The sequence below is a fragment of the Hoeflea sp. genome (genome assembly GCF_039975035.1).
GTDB lineage: Bacteria > Pseudomonadota > Alphaproteobacteria > Rhizobiales > Rhizobiaceae > Hoeflea.
On record NZ_JBDWHW010000068.1, the window covers coordinates 1 to 18645 of the forward strand.

The following is an 18645-nucleotide window of genomic DNA, read 5'->3' on the forward strand; positions in this document are numbered from 1 at the left end:
CATCTTTGGAGACATGTCGGACGGGGGAGGTGGAGGATCCCATTCTGATCTTGCTTCGGCAACTCGGATCGCAACTGAACTGGAGGCCTCATACGGTCTGGGAAACAGTCTTGTTCACCTTGCTCTCAGTGGCTCCAGACGGGTTCCGGATGTGCTTTTGTCAGATGCCGGTCTTCGGGACCGTGTCGACAAGATCCTCGACAAGGCTTTTGAGGATGCGAGCGCGCTCCTTCAGGAAAATGAAACTGCGCTTCATGCCTTGGCTGATGCGCTCATTGAAGGTCACAAGTTGGCAGAGGCAGATGTTCTGGAAATTATTTCCGCGGCCGGGTGTCAACTTCAACGGGTTAGCTAATGGCCCGCGAGACAACAGCGTGCAAACCCAATTCGGACAAAACAAAACCGCCAGGGCAGAACTCTGGCGGTTTTGTTTTTAAAAGCAGAAACGGTCAGGTGTTCAGCAGGTCTTCGACATCGCAGCACAGTGATGTTGCCAACATCCGAACCGGGCGCGAAACCGGAGCCCGGTTAAGTTCGGATGACAGGAGGGCGAACTTTTCCATGACGGCTTCCAGGGTCTGTGCCTTGGCATCTGCAACGGACTTCAGAGCGACATCTTCTGCACCAATCAGGTCAGTGACGGTGTTCTCGTTCGTGTTTGCTGTCGGATCATAAAGACAACTGCGGACCTTGAAGAGCTTCGACATCGCCATATCGACCGCCCATGGATTGTTCATTGGTGTTTGTGCTGCGGCGTGGAGTTCCTCCATATCATTCCGAGAATTGGTCATGTGCAGTCCTTCTTGCTGACGGCAGCTCGCTCAAATGTCGGAAGACATCGACGAACTGCCAGGTCCCGGCGATGTCGCCGAAGACAGCTGGAAACTGGCACACTGAAATCGCCGTGTCCGCGGGGGAAACGATCGCAGGGTTAAAGAAATGCGATCGGGGGAAAAGCAATAGGGAATTGCTGTCGAATTCGAACATTAGAAAAATGAACAATGAACGTGTCCGGAGAATTGGGGCGCGATATATTTTTTGGATACCAACAGGATTAGCCATTCTCTCCTTTAAATCCCACAACTAACAATTCCAAATACCTTGATGACGGACAACTGTCACCGTAATCCTCTAGATTTTTGATAGTCTAGCCACGCAGTTGCTTGAAGACCCTCGGCTCCACGCTCGCCGCACAAAGGATTCCACCCCAAAGTGCGCCCTGAATACCCTGGCTAACCACGTCCTGTCCGGAAAGATAGAGCCCATCGATCGGGGTTTTGGCCCTCAACGCATCGCTCAACACCCGCTCTGGAGTTCCATCCAGACCATAGAAACGTCCCTCGTAGTGACCCGTGATCGCCTCGGTTGCCATCGGTGTCGAAAGCTCCCTTAGGACGACAAGGTCTGCCAATTCGGGGAAGTTCGCTGAGAATAGTGCGAACATCTTTTCTTCCACCTTCAATTTGAAGGCTTTGTAGTCTACGCCTCGTTCGCCCGAACGCAGGCCCGCCCATTTGGCAACGCTACTCCAATCGGTCCACACAACCATTTCACCTGCATGTTTCTGCTTCGGGCCCGGGTCGTGCTTTGGATCCTTCAAGGACGCGAATGAGACGAAAAACCCGGGCGGATTGCCCTCTGGCGCATTTGCCCAAACAGCATCGACTTCACTATTAGGATAGAACCAATGGTTTGACCTAGTAGCACCTGCCTCTTCCACGTCGCCTTCGAAACCCATGAAAAGACTGAAGTGGGCAATCGACGGAGGCAACGCCAGTATTTCATCAATCCAGTCTTTGGGTCCGAATCCTGTCGGCAGGAGATTGTTGATTGTCTCGCGCGCACCAATATTAGATATGATAACGTTTGACCGGATGTCTTCACCCTCGCTCGTGCGCACCCCGATGACTTTGTCGCTATCGATTAGAAGTGTCTCAACTTTTGTTCCGGCACGCGCCTCACCGCCTGCCTCTGTAATTGTTGGAATTAGATGCTCCGCAAATGCCTTGCCGCCACCAACAGGATACCATGCACCGCTTGGCAAATAGGACCCGCAGACCAAGGCATGTATGCCGAAGCTGGCTTTGTACGGACGCCCTCCACAATCTCCCCATTGCGCGGTGAATACCGCTGCGAGATCAGGGCTTTGGGTGATACTATCGACAACCTCCTTCGTGGTCCGCTTGCACCATTTGTCAATGGCCCGGTGGTTCCACCAATCAATCATGTCGCCGACAAATTCGGGCATGGCCCGGGTTGACGCCAGCGTGTACATCACTTCACGGCCTTCCCGAAGCGCGACGGTCCAGGCCTCGATCGCTTCGATCTCATCGGGGAAACGGTCTTTCAAATCGCGTTCCTGCGCCTCGTAAGGGCGCGACAGCGCAAGTGGCGGTGCATCTCCAAGGTGCAAGTTGTCATAAACGGCCCCCATGGGTTCAAACGCCATTGGCGTATGTGTCAGCCAGTCGATCAACGCTCGTTCCCTGTCGTCCGGAGCCAGGCAACCGAGATAGTGAATCCCAACATCCCAGGAGAACCCGTCGCGTGTGAAGCTGTGTGTTAAACCGCCCAGGGTTTTGTATTGCTCTAATAGCAGAACCTTGTGCCCTGTTTTGGACAGCGCAGCGGCTGCCGACATCCCCCCCATACCGGATCCGACAACGATGGCGTCCCAATTATTGCTTTGTTTTTCGGCCATTGTGCAGTCTCCTCAAATGAATGTTGATTTGGTGCGCGTAGCTCCTGAAATCGCCGCTTCTGCGCCGAAGTCGTGCGAGGCAATGATCACAAGTTCCGGCAACAGTTTTTTTAACTCGCGAACTTTTGCAAAGGATGCGAGGAGCGTTTTTCGATCACCGGTACCCGGGACACGGTCCTGTTCGAGCATTGCAGCTTCATAGGTTAGATCTCCGACCAGAAGGATCGGGTCCCAGCCGTTCTGACGGACCAGCATAGAAATTGAGCCCGCCGTGTGACCTGGTGTAGGCAACAGAATCATAGAGCCATCGCCCGCAACATCGTGGATCCCATCGAAGCCATCGAAAAGCGGGTCATCGCTTGATTGGAGGGCGATCTGCCGCCATTTGGCGTCTGGGATTTCGATATGCTCCCGCAGAATCCACTCGCGTTCCGGGTGTGGCTCAGACAGGATCGCCGTTTCCCGCTCGCTCACCAGCAGATCGGCTTGCGGGATATGCGCGATTCCACCAACATGGTCAAAGTGCAGATGAGAGATCACTGCAATGCGAACATCGCTGGCAGCAATGCCTGCGTTTGCCAGCACGTGATCGATGCGGTCGCGATCGGTCAGGTGGAACCTGAAGATCCGCGACAGCAAAAAACGCCCAATGGCTTGTTTGATATAGGCTTTGTCCGATGAGATCGCGGGGTCGATGCCTGTATCGAACAACACCAGTCCATTCCGATGCTCGATCACGAAGCATTGCAGTGGCAGTGGCACCCAGGTTCGCCCAAAGAAGACCCACCATAACTGTGGCAGTTTGCTGCCATAGCGGTGTTCTTTATGCTGCTCTGCCCGCCCGCAATTGAGAACCCGAACCGAAGTGATCAGTTGATCGGTGCTAAGTTTTGAATCCAAGGATTCCGATTTCGTGTTTGCCATGGCGCAAATCTCGGAGTCATCAAGATACTCATCTGGCGTGCCGACTTTCCCATGTCAGAGAAAGCAGTTTTGTCTCTAATCTACCAAATGTGAAGTCCGCTTCTCTTGATACGTATCAAGGGCATCGCGAAATCGCGTAAGCGATAACCCGCACGTAATACTGATCCTCCCCCAATGACTGCTTCAAAGCCCTTACTTGACGAATGTCGCTGTACAATACAATGTCAGCTTTTCTAGCAATCGAACCAATTATAACTTCCGTTTCACTTTGATTTCGGGCGTGTCACGGCCCATAATAATCTTGGGCGGCTTCTCGTTGTCCAACCACTTGTTGCCGAGCGCTACTATGCCGTAGTCCCTCTTGGAACCATAAATGAAGCGTTCCGCCTGAGCCGCCCTCACACCGTTCATTTCCCGGGCCATTTTTTTTGGTATTTCTACGACCCGCTCCTTTTCTTCTCCCTCCCAAGTTAGTTCGATTATTCGTGTTGGGGTAAGCGGGAAATTCACTCTTACTGTCTTGTTGGAGAAAGCGCCGTCCCCATTGATCGGGTTATGTGTTGCAGGATCTGAAATTCTTGTAACCGGGCTATCCGACGTGATTAGGTGCTGATCCTTACTGCGCCCAACAACCCATTTCATATTCAAAAAAATGTTCGCAAGGTTTCCTATACCGCCCAGCATCGGCAATCCGGCTGAACGCAAGACATCTATTGAAAAGTTTTTTGGGTCACTCAGGAATTTGCGCATCTTTTCACGCTTTTCAGGTGAAATCTTATCGCCAGTTTCTTCTTGGTAACTGTCAAGAGATTGCTCGTGAGCTTCCTTGTTGGCGGCTGTAAACTGGGCGACGTGATGGGCAACAGCCGCCATCATTTCGGCGCCCCCCCGGACGGTAGAAGGCGAACGCAAGTATTGTGCAGCCAAGAACAATGCAATGTTGTCGCGTCTGTCTCCTTCAAAAACCTTGCCGTTGCAAAGATCGTCCCAGAGCGGCGCGGCGTTACTCTCGATTGTCCCCAACAGTACTTCAGCCTCATCAAACCGTTCACCGTTCGCGCCGATTGGGCTATAAAAATTTGTCTCGACGGCAGTCGCCTCTGGCGTGTCGCCACGCGGATCATTTCCACCAGAATAGGTCCAAACAAGTCCATCTGAATCGCAAAATTTGCTCAGATAAAATCGTGGAACAACGTGCTGCTTTTTAGTTCTTGAAGACATTGCTAACGCCACAACAATTGGACTACGGACATTCCTTTACTGATCCGAATTTGTTTTTTTGGGGGCGGATTGAGGAATAGCGGAGAATCCTACATTTCTGATGCAGATATTTGCATGAAGAGGCTTTGCATCAGATCATTAAAACGATCCACCCATGAGGCTGCAAAGCAGCTGTTGGCGTGCCGATCACAAACGGCAGCTTCATCCGCTTAGCAGGTGTTGGTTCATATCGCCGGAATTACGGTACCAGTTTACTTTATTCAACCGCCATCGCCCTGGGTCGCGCTGACATATTCCCCACCTCACGGTCGACAAGTTCCTGCGCAAGGTCTCGACCGGCGCAATTCCGCTGCCGATCATCAGGGACGAGGCCATCGCCAAGTCTTTTCGCAGCGGCACTTCCGGCCTTGAGCGGTCTTAGGTTATGTTCTCAATCAATGGCGGCTTTGCGCCGCCATTTCGGTCGTCTGTCCGTTTTCCGCGCTCTCCCGAAAGCTGACGTTTATCGCAGACGCGGTATATTCACAGGTTGGGCGGTAAGCAGACTTTCGTTGCGCCTGCGAAACTAACACCGTTCGGGGCTGTGAACGGACTTCCGCGCTGGCTTTCAAAGGTTGTTTTGACGAATTGATTTGTACCGGCATTCAATTTGCTAACTTAATTACCTTGCTTCACAGCATTGATGGGCAAAGTCAGTGTCAAGCTTGCGCCGGTATCAACCCGGTCGATGGAAAGAGAGCCTTTGTGGCGTTCGGCGACGGACATTGCGATTGCCAAACCGAGGCCGCTGCCGTCGGAGGGTTCGACTTGAGAAAACCGGCCAAATGCAGCATCGCGTTGATCCGGTGAAAGCCCCTTGCCGTCATCAGCAACAGTGATATGTGCGGCCGATGCATCATTTGAACATCGAACGCTGATTGCGCTCAATTCCTCACCACCGTGTTTGAGGGCATTATCAATCAGGTTTTTGATTGCTTCGGCAACAAATACTCGGTCACCGCAAACCGGCACTTTGATCTCGGGAGATCGAAGCTCGAAATCAATACCTTGTGCCAGTATACTTGGGCCCATATCGGCGCAGATTTCTCGAACCAGTTCACTCAGGTCGAACTCTTCTGGCGTAGTTGGCGTGACCGGTTGCTGTAGTCTATCCAACGATAAGAGTTGATCCGCAACCCGCGCGGACGCCCGTGCTGCGTTAACCAGTTCAGCTGTCCTCAGGTTCCTGTCCTGATCGGTTTTAGCATCACGAACTGCCTCCGCCATGGATTGGACCGCGGCGGCGGGATTGCGAAGTTGGTGAGCTGCGTCAGAGATGAATACCTGATGCGCCTGAATACTTGTTTCGACCTGCGCAAACAGGCGATTGAGCGTCTGCACTATTCCCTGCACCTCGACCGGAACCGGACGCCGGATCTTGCTGAGGTCGCTTGACGAGCGGATTGATATTGCGTCCTGAAGATCCAGCAAAGGACGCAAGCCACGACCAACACCGAACCAGACGACCAGCGCCAGAGTCACCAGCAAGACACTCATGATGCCAATCGCTCTGACAGCCAGTTGATTGGCAAACGCCTGCCGGTCGGCTAGGCGCTGCCAAACCGTAACTGTGGCGTCCGCGGTCAGATTATCGATGGTCACGCGTTCAGTAATGTTCAGAACCCTGACACCTTCATCCCGGTAACTGGCTTCAAAAAAGTTGGGAGTGTATCGATCTTCTTGCCGATCTCCGGACATCGCCGGTGGATACGCGTATCCGGTGATGTAGATGCCGCCTGGCCCCGTGGCATGATAGAATACTTCGCCGCCAGCAACATCGCGGATGAGATCCCGCGTTGATGGCGACAAGGCGTCGCCGTCGGAAACGGCGACATCCCGTGAAATAGCCAGTGCGGCTGATAGCAAAGTCCGGTCAAACAACTCTTCTGAAGTCTGCAAGGCAACGGTGTGCCTCCAATACCCCAGCAGTATCGCCATCAGGACCAGCGGGGTTATTATCAGGACGAATAGTCTGATGCGCAGAGACGCGGAATGGCGCATTATCCGGGGACCTCAAGCATGTATCCCAGACCGCGGGCAGTCTTAATCGAGACACCGTAATCTGAAAGCCTTCTTCGCAGGCGGGACACATGCGGCTCTATAACGGTATCATCTACATCCGCGCCCACTCCATACACGTGATTGGTCAATTGCGCCTTGGAAACTATGCGCCCACGGCGTTCCATTAGGCACTCAAATACAGCAAGTTCACGCCTTGGAACTTCGAGAAGAGTTCCGTTTGCCAGAACTTGCCGAGAGGTGCGGTTGAATTCTAGTCCACCTATGGTTTCGCTTATGCCGTAATCGAGCTTTTTGCGCCGTGACAATGCCCTGATACGTGCCTCCAGTTCGTCCATCTCAAAGGGTTTGACCAGGTAATCATCCGCCCCCAAATCCAATCCTTTTACACGGTCACTCGTTTCGCTGCGGGCGGTTAAAAGAATGACCGGCGTACTGTCTGACCGTGCTCGCATTGAACGCAGAACATCGAGACCTGTTTGCCCAGGCAAATTGATATCCAGTACCACAAGATCGGCCCCGTCCTGCGACAGGAAAACATCGGCCTCATCGCCATCATGCAGCACATCTGCCGCATGTCCCCGATCACGCAGGCGATAGGCGATGGCATTTGCCAAAGCCTTGTTGTCCTCAATGATTGCGATTCTCATTTTTCCTGACTTCTGCAAGCTTATTGCAAGGTTCACTTCCAATGATCGGCAGATTGAAAGGGGAATCAATCCCCAATTTCATACGACAATCAATAGTGGCGCAGAGGACGCCCCTGTGTTTGTCTGGTCAACTGGGAGGATCTAATGACCATATCAAGCTTTGCGCGCAAGGCCGCTCTAGGACTGTTTTCAACTACCTTCATGACTGCTCCAGCCGTTGCCGAAGTTGATTTTGCCGGTAAGACAATTGAATGGGTCATTCCCTTCTCGGAAACAGGTGGCTCCGCCAAATGGGCCAATTTCTTCGCACCACTGCTGGGGGATGCCCTGCCTGGAAAGCCGACAATTGTCGTAAAATTCATGCCGGGCGCTGGCTCCACTAAGGGAGCAAACTGGTTCCAAAAACAAACGCATGACGATGGAACTTTGTTGTTCGGCTCGTCCGGCTCCACCCAGTTTCCATATCTGCTTGATGATCCGCGTGTTCGTTATGAATACAAGGACTGGAACCCGGTGATGGCGTCCGGAACCGGCGGTGTCGCTTATCTGAATGCCGATGACGGTGCCAAGTTTGACGGCTCGGCCAATGCCCTGAAAGGTATCGACTTTATTTACGGCTCCCAGGGTGCGACACGCCTCGATTTAGTTCCGCTGCTGGCCTGGCAAATGCTCGGTATGAATGTTGAACCTGTTTTTGGCATCAAAGGCCGCGGCGATGGTCGTCTGATGTTTGAACGTGGCGAAGCAACCATCGATTATCAGACCTCGTCAGGCTATTTGAAAGGCGGCGTTGATCTTGTCTCGCAAGGCAAAGCAGTCCCGATGATGACATGGGGGGCGCTCGACGCAGACGGGAACATCGTTCGGGATCCGACGTTCCCGGAAATCGCAACATTCAAGGAAGTTTGCGAAGCAACAGACCGCTGCGAAACCTCAGGTGAATCCTGGGACGCATGGAAAGCCTTCTTCGTCGCCGGATTCCCGGTTCAAAAACTAGCATTCTTGCCTGCCGGCACACCGCAGGATGTGATCGACACCTACACCGCTGCTTTTGAAGCTGTTGTTGCAGATCCTGATTTCGCCAACATCTCTGCAAAGCGCGTGGGTAAATATCCGGTCTTTACAGGAGAAGGCGCGCAGACTGCGCTTGGTACTGCAACAAATGTTCCGGCTGAGGCTAAGACCTACGTCATCAATTGGCTGAAAGAAGCCTATGGCGTTGAGCTGAAGTAAGTTCTGCCTCTGGGTGCGCGATTGGCCCCTTCGATCACGGTCGCGCACCAATTTTCCTGACATTGGTAAAATGAAAGGCGGCTCCCCATGGAGATTTTCGCCACCGCTATTCCTGCGCTCAATGACGCGTGGGCGTTGATCCTTCAACCAGTTGTCCTTGGCTACCTGTTCTTGGGTGTCGTCATGGGTTTGGCTGTCGGGGTTTTTCCAGGCCTTGGCGGAATTGCAGGCCTTTCTCTTTTGCTTCCCTTCATGTTCGGTATGGACCCAATTCTGGGTCTGGCCCTGATGATCGGAATGGTCGCGGTTGTTCCGACATCCGATACGTTTGCGTCCGTTTTGATGGGTATTCCGGGCTCGTCCGCCTCTCAGGCAACGGTGCTCGACGGGTTTCCAATGGCCAAAAAAGGCGAGGCTGCACGAGCCTTGTCTGCGGCATTTGCCTCTTCACTTTTTGGTGGGTTGATCGGCGCAACGTTTCTAACGGTGTTTATTCTTGTTGCCCGCCCCATAGTCTTGGCATTCGGCCTGCCCGAAATGCTGATGATTACAATCCTGGGTCTGTCCATGGTCGCCATTCTGGCCGGCCGCATTGCCTTCAAGGGACTGGCAGCCGCCGGACTGGGCCTGATGGTTGGGACCATTGGCGAAGCTGACGCAGGTGGCAGCCTGCGCATGGCGACCTACGACATCCCGTATCTAACGGACGGTTTGAAACTAGTGATCGTCGGATTGGGTATTTTTGCCATTCCGGAAATTGTGTCACTGCTCCGCCAGGACCGCTCGATTGCGAAAGGCGCCAGCCTCGGTGCTGGCTGGGCAGACGGTGTCAAAGACTGGTTCGCAAATATCTGGCTGTCGGTCAGGTGTTCCATCATTGGTGTGGTTGTTGGAATTATTCCAGGCTTGGGCGGGTCTGTTGTCGACTGGATCGCCTATGGGCACACGGTCCAAACAACCAAAGACAAATCAGGATTCGGCCAAGGTGAAGTCCGCGGTGTGATCGGTCCGGAAAGCTCCAACAACGCCAAGGAAGGCGGTGGCCTCGTACCGACATTGTTGTTTGGTATCCCGGGTTCTGGCTCCATGGCCATCTTCATTGGTGCAGTTGCCCTGCTTGGCTCTGGCGATATCGAAGTCGGTCCTGGAATGCTGAAGAGCAATCTCGACATCACCTATTCCATCGTCTGGCTGCTGGCCCTTGCCAACGTGTTGGGCACAGTCCTGTGCATCGCGGCTTCCGGCGGGATCGCGAAGCTGACGACCATTCGCTTTACCTATCTGGCCCCATTCCTGTTCATGCTGATCAGTTTTGCTGCCTTCCAGTCAGGTCAGAACTTTGAAGATCTTCTGGCACTATTTGTAATTGGACTGGTTGGCATCTTCCTGCGCCGATTTGATTGGTCACGCCCTGCTTTTCTAATTGGATTTGTCTTGTCAAATCCGGTTGAAAAATTCACCAACCAGGCGTTCCAGATCGCCAGTTTCCGATTCAGGAAGAGCTTTGAAGACGGTATCGACTACATTTTCAGCCCGATTGTGATCGTTCTTATCATCGTTACCGTGCTGTCTGTTGTGCTTGGCATTCGTCAAGCGAAAACGATCATGGCCGATGGAGAAATCCAGTCCGGATCCAAGCGAGCACCGCTGGTCTTTCTTCTCGTTATCGCCTCCTATCTGACTTTTGCTCTGATCAACGCCAGCATGATCCCTGACTACAATATGACCGATAAGGTCATTCCGTTGTTCGTCGGCGGAACAGCATTGCTGTGTTGCGTAGTCCTTTTGATCCAGATGATGCGCAGGCCGGAACGTGATGTGATTTTTGCCGACAAGGAAGTTGCCGGCGAAGATGCTGATGCTCCTTATGGATTGTGGACTACGCTAGCATGGTTCGCAGCCTTGATTGCAGCCACATGGTTTGTCGGGTTCATCCTGGCGCTGGTTGGTTTTCTGATCACGTTCCTCCGGGTTCGGGCGGGCTCTGGTTGGCTCAAGACGCTGACCCTCACGGCTACCGGTATTTGCTTCATGTGTTTGATGGCCGGGGCGCTGAACCGCGACTTTCCTCCGGGGCTCTTGCAGGGGGCAGTTGATTTGCCATGGCCGCTGAGATGACCCAGATCGCAATTCCTTACATCTTCATGCGTGGTGGAACTTCCAGAGGACCGTATTTTCGGCGCGAAGATTTACCGACAGATCTGGGTTCACTGGCCAAGGTTCTCATCGCTGCTGTGGGGTCCGGACACCCACTCAACATCGACGGTATCGGCGGAGGCGCTGCCGTCACCACAAAAGTGGCCATGCTGTCCGCATCAGATGATGCCTGGGCTGATATTGACTATTTCTTTGCGCAAGTTTCCGTCGAGGACCAGCTGGTCGATTTCAAACCGACATGCGGCAACATTCTCTCAGGGGTTGGTCCAGCGGCAATCGAAATGGGTCTAATCACGCCCTCCGGCAATGAAACCGAAATTCGTATTCGCGCTGTTAATACAGGTGCGCAGGTGATTGCCAAGGTTCAAACCCCTGGCAGTGCTCTGACTTATGAAGGTGACACTGAGATAGCCGGTTCGCCTGGATCGTCAGCTCCCGTTTTGTTGTCTTTCATGGGTGTTGTCGGTTCATCAACAGGCGCCTTCCTGCCTACCGGTAATCTGCGAGATACAGTCGACGGGATTGAAGTCACATGCATGGATGTCGCGATGCCGGTGATCATCGCACGCGCAACGGATTTCGGTCTGAGCGGATATGAAAGCGCGCAAGAGTTGGAGGACAACCGTGCCTTCTTTGACCAAATGGAAGCCATCCGCGTCAAAGCTGGCAAGTTGATAGGCTTGGGAGACGTTACCAAGTCCGTTACTCCCAAGTTCGGCCTGCTTGCTCCTGCCATAGATGGTGGAACCATTGCTGCCCGGTATTTCATGCCGTGGAAAACACATCCGACTATGGCCGTTACAGGTGCGCAATGCCTCGCGGCTTGCGCTCTGACGCCCGGATCAGTCGCCGACGGAATGTTGACACGACCTTCGGCCTGCCCTGTCGAAGTCGTTCTTGAACACGCTTCGGGAAAAATCGATGTGCTTATCGATTATACTTTTGAGGACGGCTTCACTTTGAATTCCGCAGGCCTTGTTCGTACAGCACGCAAACTGGCCGATGGTCATGTCTATATTCCCGGCCAAGGTCAAACCGGACAGGAGGCTCCTGCATGAGCATTTACAACATCCTTGTTGCATTCAACGGATCTGATAGCGCTGTCTCGGCATTGAAATACGCGACATCTCTGGCCCGCAATGGCGCAAATGTAACGGCTCTACTGGCTCATTCAACCCATGAGGTCATCAACAGTCGGGCGGCTTGGGTGCCGGCCAAGGCACGTGAGATCCTGGAGCAGGCAAATGCCGATATTCTTGACAAGATTGAAGTTAGATTTGAGGCCTTGCGTGACACCCTTGCCCTTGGTGACAGATTGCATTTTAGACGGGAAGCTGGCCGAGTAGATGCTGTTCTATCAGAATGTGCCCGCAGCTATGACATTCTGATCATGGGACAGGACCGTGCAGAAAATGTCGACGAACACGTCGTTCAACACCCAGACCGTATTGCTCTGATGAGCGGTCGCCCTGTTCTGATCGTACCAGAAGATCACGATGCCAGCGCCAACCACGCACATGCAGTCATAGCTTGGGACGGCAGCCGGGCATCAGCTCGTGCGCTCTCCGACAGTCTTGGGTTGCTAGAGGATCAGGGCCGAGTAACGGTCCTGACAATTGGCAACGAACCCACACCACGCCCTGTGTCCGAGCTGTTGATGCACCTGGAACGCCATGATGTTAAAGCCACACACGAGGTGATTGACTCAGTACCTGGCCCCGCACGTGCAATATTGGCCTATTGTAGGGATCAGGACCCATGCCTGTTGGTTATGGGGGCCTTTGAGCATTCCAAATTTCGCGAAGACTTTCTGGGTGGCGTAACCGCTCGGGTTATCAAGGATACATCTATCCCAGTCCTTTTATCCCACTGATTGTCAAGCTCCGACCAGGGTTTTCTGACAACGTATTCTTATGATGCAACACAAGGAAACAGCACGATGCGTGTTCACATTCTTGACGATTGGTTTGATACGTTGCGTGGATTGCCCTGTTTTCAAAAACTGAATTGTCATGATGTAACTGTCTGGGACGATCATGTTGCAGATGAAGCTCTTCTCGCTGACCGCTTGAAAGACGCTGAAGCGTTAGTCCTGTTCCGGGAACGCACAAAAGTAACCCGCACTCTGCTCGAAAAAATACCCAACCTGCGTCTGATTAGTCAACGCAGTGTCTACCCTCATGTTGATGTCGCGGCCTGCTCAGATAAAGGTGTGCTTGTGTGTTCAAACATGCATGCTGGAACACCGTCTTATGCCGCTGCCGAATTGACCTGGGCGCTGATCATGGCCGGAATTCGCCAACTACCCGCACAGATGGCCTCGGTCAAAGCCGGGCAATGGCAGATGGGTGTCGGCAAAACCTTGCGAGGTCGGCGTCTGGGCCTTTATGGCTATGGCCGAATCGCCAAAGCCGTAGCCGGGTATGCTGAAGCTTTTGGAATGGACGTTGTCTGGTGGTCGTCGGAAGAAGGACGCGCACGCGCAAAAGCGAATGGAGCAATTGTTGCTGCAAGTCGCGAGGCTTTCTTTACCGACAGTGACATCATATCGGTCCATGTCCGCTTGAAACCGACAACCCGAGGAATTGTCACCGCACAAGATTTCGCACAGATGCAGCCCGGTGCACTTTTTGTGAATACATCTCGAGCCGGATTGATTGGACCCGAAGCTTTATTGGAAGCCTTGAACAACGGTCGGCCCGGCACCGCAGCTATTGATGTTTTCGACACGGAACCGCTAACGGATCCCGAAGATCCGTTACTGTCTCACCCAAATCTCATTGCTACACCGCATATAGGGTTTGTCACAGAAGACGAATTCGACCTTCAGTTTGCCGACGTTTTTGATCAGGTAAACGCATATGCTGACGGCGCGCCTGTCCATATGATCAACCCTGACGTCTGGGTTGCTGGCTGAATCTAACTAGACCGCCCACAGGATAGCATCTTTGAGCGCGGTGATTGCCGGAGTATCGCTTTGGCCAACCCGCGTTAGCAGGCCAATGGGACGGATAATTTTCGGCGCTTTCAATTCACAAGTAACGACATTTTTTGTGACCGTTGACTGGAACACCGAGTGTGGCAAGAGCGCGAAGCCGAGCCCAGCTTCAACCAGCTCCAACGCAGTTGTAGATCGATTGACCTCATAGCTCCAAATCACGGACAGCCGCACTTGCGCCATGGTGTCATCAATCAGAAGTCGGTTACCCGTCCCACGCGCGGGCAGGATAAGCGTCGTGCCTTCCAGTTCATTCCACCCAATCGCATCACGCTCCGCAAAAACGTGGCTTGCGGGCAGAGCTAGGACAATTTTGTCATCAAAAATCGAAGTGAATTCGGTTGAAGGTTCCAACGTTGGAATGGAACAAACTCCGAAATCTGCTTCCCCGCTTGCAACATTTTCGGCCACTTCATTAGCACTTGAATCGAGCAGCCGGATACGAGTTTCAAATCCAGAATTTCTGAAGGATTGAATTGCAGGAACAAACAGCCGTGCGACGACAGTAGGGACAATTGCAACAGTGATGACCGCACCGCGCTGATGGGCAAAAGCAACGCTTTCATCCCGCATGGCGATAGTTGTTTCCTGGGCATCCTCAAGAATTGCTTCGGCCTTTGACTGAAGGCGTTTGGCGGCAAGGGTGGGTTTGACTGCGCGTGTTGTCCGCTCAAACAGAACGCTGTCCAACGCAATTTCAAGTTTTTGAATCCGGCGTGTCACCGCCGATTGCGACAGGTTCAGCCGTTTGGCAGCCTGATGAAACGACCCTGTTTCTTTAACGGCCAGAAAAACTTCAAGATCGCTGAAATCATAATTAATGCGCATAACGCATCAATCTCAGAAAAACTGTCATTGGTCAAATTAAACAGCGACTGATAGCCCCTTGGCAATGAAGGAATACGCCATGAGCAATCAATATGACATCGTCGTAATCGGTGGCGGAAACGCGGCATTGTGTGCGGCCATAACGGCCGCTGAGGCCGGTGCAAAAGTGCTGATCCTCGAAACGGCTCCCAAGCCTTACCGCGGTGGCAACTCCCGTCATACACGCAATTTCCGCTGCATGCATAAAGGTCCGCTAGGGCCTCTCGTCGATGAGTACAGTGTAGACGAATATCTGGCTGATCTGATGAAAGTCACGGGAGGCAAGACCGACAAGGATCTGGCTTCATTGGCTATTAGGGCCTCTGAAGAATGCCTGCATTGGATGCAGGATCACGGCGTCCGTTTTCAACCGTCGCTCTCAGGAACGCTGTCTCTGGCGCGAACCAACGCGTTTTTTATGGGTGGCGGCAAATCGCTGGTGAATGCCTATTACCGAACTGCTGCAAAGCTGGGTGTGGATGTAATCTACGAGGCACAGGTCACACATCTGGAACTCGAGGGCGATCGAGTCATATGGATCGACTACACTCATGTAGGTGAAACGAGGCGGATTTCGCCCAAGGCCGTCGTTGTTGCATCTGGTGGATTTCAGGCAGATACGGATTGGCTGACCCGAGCGTGGGGACCGGCAGCTCAGAACTTTCTCATTCGCGGAACTCCCTATAATCGCGGCGTGGTTTTGTCGGATTTGCTGGGCCAGGGGGTGTTGTCTGTCGGTGACGCAGACCAGTGCCATGCCGTCGCCATCGACGGTCGGGCGCCAAAATATGACGGCGGTATTGTTACCCGGTTGGACTGTGTGCCGTTCTCTGTTGTCGTGAACAAAAATGCCGAACGGTTCTACGACGAAGGCGAAGACGTCTGGCCAAAACGGTATGCTATTTGGGGTCGGCTCGTTGCGGCGCAACCTGATCAGGTAGGCTATGTCATCATTGATGCTAGATCGTTGAACTTGTTCATGCCATCGGTTTTCCCACCGCTTCAAGCAGACACTCTGGAAGACCTCGCAGGGCAGATGGGATTGCCAGCCGAAAAACTGCGAACAACGATAGACGCGTTTAATTTTGCTTGCGGTGATATCTCCGATTTCCGTCCAACGGAGCTTGATGGCGTGGCGACGACCGGTATCGCACCGCCGAAAACCAATTGGGCAAGACCTATCATAAAGCCCCCGTTCTATGGCTATTCCCTGCGCACCGGTGTGACCTTCACCTATCTCGGATTGAAGGTCGACGAGAATGCACAATGCAGTACGGAACACGGCCTCGTGCGGAATCTATGGGCCGCAGGTGAAACCATGGCTGGGTCTATTCTGGGTCAGGGGTATCTGGCCGGGTTCGGTATGACCATTGGCACAGTCTTTGGACGCATCGCGGGCCGGGAGGCCGCAGCCCATGCAAGCTGATCTTATCGAAGAAGCCCGCCGTCAGGCCGATATTTGTAACGCCTGCCGCTATTGCGAAGGTTACTGTTCCGTGTTCCCGGCGCTTCATCGCGAGCGGTTCTTGAACGATGGTGATATCACGCAATTGGCCAATCTCTGCCACAACTGCCGGGGCTGTTATCATGCCTGCCAGTACACGGCGCCGCATGAGTTCGATCTGAACCTCCCCAAGGCATTGGCCGAAGTCCGGCGAGACAGCTGGGAAACCTATGCATGGCCTGCACCTGTTGCGCGCCGGTTTCACACTCATGGCGGTGCAATTGCAATCGCGTCGGTCTTGGGCTTTGCTATCCTGTTTTTGGTTATCCGCATGATCGGAGAAGCTGGCGGGGGCGGGTTTTACACAGTGCTGTCCCACAATGCGATGGTCGGGATTTTCCTGCCCGCCTTTCTGTTTCCCTTGGCCAGCATTGCTGTCAGCTTGCGGCGATACTGGACGTTTGTTGGCGGGGGCCGGGTTCAAGTGAGCGATGTTGCATCCGCGATTGGCATGGTCGCTAGCATGAAAGACCTTGCGGCGGGTCATGGCGATGGTTGCAATTTTGAAGACGAAGACCGTTTTTCGCATGCGCGGCGTTATGCGCATCAGGCCATTATGTCCGGCTTTCTTCTGTGTTTCGCTTCAACGGCTACAGCAACGCTCTTGCACTATCTCTTCAACATGCCAGCACCTTATCCGTTCTGGTCAATTCCGAAACTTTTGGGTGTTCCGGGCGGTATAATACTGACGCTCGGGTGCGTTTGGATGGCTTCGCTGAAACTTCAGTCAGAACGTGAACTGGGCGATGTCAACGCATGGAGCGGCGATTTTGGTTTCATTACGCTCCTTGGATTTGTAGCGTTAAGCGGGTTAGCGCTCTATGTCCTTGGCTCAAGCATTGCCATGCCAGTCTTGCTGGCTTTGCATCTTGGCGCAGTCCTGGCATTATTCATGCTAACGCCTTTTACCAAAATGGCCCACGGCTTCTACCGTCTGACAGCACTGATCCGTAATGCACAAGTCGATGGTTAGCTCCAGACGAGGGCAATAGTTGACAGTACAGCTAACGACCGGTTTGCGGTATTTATAGTTCTGGATATAGAAAACCCGCCAATCGGAGACGATTAGGCGGGGCTTCTCTTCATGGGAAACCCGAGTTAATTCGGGTGAACGCGGACGTTAGGTGCGACGCTGCGTGCCTTAGATTAAGCGAATAAAGCTCCTAGTCACGCGTTGAGTGTTTTGGCCTTCTGGGCAGCGAACTCTTCTTCAGTCAAAATGCCCTTGTCTTTAAGGGCCGCCAAACGTTCCAGCTCGTCGGCTGCGGAGACACCCGCGACAGAGCGCACATAGTCCCTTTGTGCTGCCTCCATTTTACTCAATGCCTCTGCATTGTGCTGGTGCATTTTATCGCCGCGAACAATGAGATAGACAAGAACTCCTAGCCAAGGGATCAGTATCACAAAAGCAATCCAAATAGCCTTTGAGAAACCGTTGAGGTCTTTTGAACGAAAAATATCAGCGACAACCGAAATCATCACCCAAAACCATGCCACCATCAAGAACATCCAGAGGATCGACCCGACGATGTCAAAAAACCCGATGCTATCTTCCATTTAGTAATACTCCTCAGATCGATGTGCAGTCCGAATGCGGAATGCTCTCACCGATACCATTTTCTAGGTTGCTAATTTGCCGAATTATAAACGGTCGAACCAGAATACATGATGTAGACTTGTTCTGTCGTATTGCCACGCGTCAGTTTGGAAAAATGGCCTGCGGACGATACCCGCGGACCATTTAGTAGTGCCGGAATTCCCTATACTTTGGGACAGATGGCCACGATCTTTGGTCTTAGCCTTCCGGTGTGTACCAGATCGGCGACGTGTATGCGCGATCTTGCAGCACCATCGGCACCTCTTCGGACATTTTTACACCAAAACGCTTGGCGTCGTGTGCTTGCCATGTTGGCTTTGGAATTTCAAGAACTCGCACATAGTAGAAAGCCTTCTGCTTAGGATCAAAGTCAGGATCTTCCCAAAATGCGGTCAACAGCGGATCGCCAATAGTGTTCGTGTAGCTTGCCTCGGCGACGTTCAACGGAAAGACGCCTTACGAAGCGCTCCGAGAAAAACTATAATCACACTAAGAAAAGTCCCGAAAGCAACAGCAGCTTACACGCTATCTTCGGACCAATTCCATGCAATAGGGGATTTGCGTTTCAGGGCGCCACTCAGGTGACGGCGCATGAGGTAGGAGGCGTCGGCAATTTCACCGCGCTCCAAAAGCTCCAATATTTCCAAGTGTTCGGAGCACTGGTTGACCAATCGGTCCCGATTGATTTCCGCGCGGTATTCCATAAGGCGGCGCATTTGATTGACGCGCTGAAGC

General features: G+C 53.0%; 16 protein-coding genes and 2 pseudogenes. 8 read left to right on the forward strand and 10 right to left on the reverse strand.

Features of this window, described 5'->3' with window-relative positions:
- A pseudogene (locus tag ABJN75_RS05620) lies at nt 1–355 on the forward strand (hypothetical protein); the annotation flags it as partial.
- A 94-nt stretch (nt 356–449) separates the two neighbouring features.
- On the opposite strand, the gene ABJN75_RS05625 reads toward ABJN75_RS05620, so the two are convergent.
- The 6 genes from ABJN75_RS05625 to ABJN75_RS05650 form a co-directional block, all read right to left on the reverse strand.
- The gene (locus tag ABJN75_RS05625; protein ID WP_348437627.1) at nt 450–770 is read right to left on the reverse strand and encodes a hypothetical protein; all 321 of its coding nucleotides are present in this window, start codon (nt 768–770) and stop codon (nt 450–452) included.
- A gap of 377 nt (nt 771–1147) precedes the next feature.
- The gene (locus ABJN75_RS05630; RefSeq protein ID WP_348437629.1) at nt 1148–2701 is read right to left on the reverse strand and encodes an NAD(P)/FAD-dependent oxidoreductase; all 1554 of its coding nucleotides are present in this window, start codon (nt 2699–2701) and stop codon (nt 1148–1150) included.
- A gap of 12 nt (nt 2702–2713) precedes the next feature.
- Entirely contained in the window at nt 2714–3625 is a 912-nt protein-coding gene (locus ABJN75_RS05635) for an N-acyl homoserine lactonase family protein (RefSeq protein WP_348437630.1), read from the reverse strand.
- 249 nt (nt 3626–3874) lie between these two features.
- Nucleotides 3875–4846, reverse strand: a complete 972-nt coding sequence (locus ABJN75_RS05640; RefSeq protein WP_348437632.1) for a DUF4238 domain-containing protein — start codon at nt 4844–4846, stop codon at nt 3875–3877.
- A 657-nt stretch (nt 4847–5503) separates the two neighbouring features.
- On the reverse strand, nt 5504–6823 hold the full coding sequence (locus tag ABJN75_RS05645; RefSeq protein WP_348437634.1) for a sensor histidine kinase: 1320 nt from the start codon (nt 6821–6823) through the stop codon (nt 5504–5506).
- A 62-nt stretch (nt 6824–6885) separates the two neighbouring features.
- Nucleotides 6886–7554: a response regulator transcription factor gene (locus tag ABJN75_RS05650; protein ID WP_348437636.1), complete on the reverse strand. Its 669-nt coding sequence runs from the start codon at nt 7552–7554 to the stop codon at nt 6886–6888.
- A 144-nt stretch (nt 7555–7698) separates the two neighbouring features.
- On the opposite strand from ABJN75_RS05650, the gene ABJN75_RS05655 reads away from it, so the two are divergent.
- From ABJN75_RS05655 to ABJN75_RS05675, 5 genes are all read left to right on the forward strand, one after another.
- On the forward strand, nt 7699–8787 hold the full coding sequence (locus ABJN75_RS05655; protein ID WP_348437638.1) for a tricarboxylate transporter: 1089 nt from the start codon (nt 7699–7701) through the stop codon (nt 8785–8787).
- 87 nt (nt 8788–8874) lie between these two features.
- Entirely contained in the window at nt 8875–10905 is a 2031-nt protein-coding gene (locus ABJN75_RS05660) for a tripartite tricarboxylate transporter permease (protein ID WP_348437640.1), read from the forward strand.
- Nucleotides 10902–12002 (forward strand): 4-oxalomesaconate tautomerase, encoded by a 1101-nt coding sequence (locus ABJN75_RS05665; RefSeq protein ID WP_348437642.1) that lies wholly within the window; start codon nt 10902–10904, stop codon nt 12000–12002. Before ABJN75_RS05660 ends, ABJN75_RS05665 begins: the two co-directional genes overlap by 4 nt.
- Nucleotides 11999–12817: a universal stress protein gene (locus tag ABJN75_RS05670; protein WP_348437644.1), complete on the forward strand. Its 819-nt coding sequence runs from the start codon at nt 11999–12001 to the stop codon at nt 12815–12817. The genes ABJN75_RS05665 and ABJN75_RS05670 overlap by 4 nt, the downstream gene beginning before the upstream one ends.
- Before the next feature lie 66 nt (nt 12818–12883).
- Nucleotides 12884–13861 carry a D-2-hydroxyacid dehydrogenase family protein gene (locus ABJN75_RS05675; protein WP_348437646.1) on the forward strand — a complete coding sequence of 326 codons (978 nt, stop codon included), beginning with the start codon at nt 12884–12886 and terminating at the stop codon, nt 13859–13861.
- A gap of 6 nt (nt 13862–13867) precedes the next feature.
- Here the strand turns inward: ABJN75_RS05675 and ABJN75_RS05680 are convergent, their stop codons facing one another.
- Complete coding sequence (locus ABJN75_RS05680; protein ID WP_348437648.1) at nt 13868–14770, reverse strand: LysR family transcriptional regulator; 903 nt, start codon at nt 14768–14770, stop codon at nt 13868–13870.
- Between the two features lie 79 nt (nt 14771–14849).
- On the opposite strand from ABJN75_RS05680, the gene tcuA reads away from it, so the two are divergent.
- Nucleotides 14850–16235 (forward strand): FAD-dependent tricarballylate dehydrogenase TcuA, encoded by a 1386-nt coding sequence (gene tcuA, locus ABJN75_RS05685; protein ID WP_348437649.1) that lies wholly within the window; start codon nt 14850–14852, stop codon nt 16233–16235.
- Entirely contained in the window at nt 16225–17286 is a 1062-nt protein-coding gene (tcuB, locus tag ABJN75_RS05690; protein WP_348437651.1) for a tricarballylate utilization 4Fe-4S protein TcuB, read from the forward strand. The genes tcuA and tcuB overlap by 11 nt, the downstream gene beginning before the upstream one ends.
- A gap of 194 nt (nt 17287–17480) precedes the next feature.
- On the opposite strand, the gene ABJN75_RS05695 is transcribed toward tcuB, so the two are convergent.
- From ABJN75_RS05695 to ABJN75_RS05705, 3 genes and pseudogenes are all read right to left on the reverse strand, one after another.
- Nucleotides 17481–17870: an SHOCT domain-containing protein gene (locus ABJN75_RS05695; RefSeq protein WP_348437653.1), complete on the reverse strand. Its 390-nt coding sequence runs from the start codon at nt 17868–17870 to the stop codon at nt 17481–17483.
- A gap of 238 nt (nt 17871–18108) precedes the next feature.
- Nucleotides 18109–18354: pseudogene (locus tag ABJN75_RS05700) on the reverse strand (DUF3604 domain-containing protein); the annotation flags it as partial.
- Between the two features lie 74 nt (nt 18355–18428).
- Nucleotides 18429–18645: FCD domain-containing protein (locus ABJN75_RS05705; protein WP_348437655.1), on the reverse strand; the 217-nt coding region annotated here is incomplete at its 5' end.